The sequence below is a fragment of the Peribacillus sp. SIMBA_075 genome, assembly GCF_046534585.1.
Map to the genome: position 1 here is coordinate 1 of NZ_JAWRYN010000260.1, position 340 is coordinate 340.

Annotated in this window: 1 protein-coding gene; it reads right to left on the reverse strand. The window is 44.7% G+C overall.

The window, feature by feature from the left end; translation table 11 throughout:
• Positions 1-108 precede the first annotated feature (108 nt).
• A partial coding sequence (locus tag SB775_RS28150; RefSeq protein WP_410864457.1) for a hypothetical protein occupies positions 109-340 on the reverse strand: 232 nt, incomplete at its 5' end.

A 340-nucleotide genomic window follows, 5' to 3' on the forward strand; every position in this document is an offset into this window, starting at 1 on the left:
TGAAGCGAAGTCAATCGATACAGAAGACGCGCATCAGGCATTTTCATATGATCATGTTAATCGATTATTGTCGTGATTCATAAGAAGTGTTGCATTGCAAAAGTTCTTTCAAGAAAGCGCGAAATAGTAAAAAGGCTGTCCAAAGGAAACAGGAGAAAAAAGCGAAGGTCTTTGGGATACTTGCTGAGACGGAGTGAAAAAAACGAAACACGCCCTTAAGCGTCCACCTTTGAGATGCCTCAGCGAATCCACGACTTTGGACGCGGTTTCGCTTTTTTCACGGAGCTGAGCAGTAACGCCCCCAGCAAGTATCCCAAGAATCCGGAGCATTTTCTCCGTT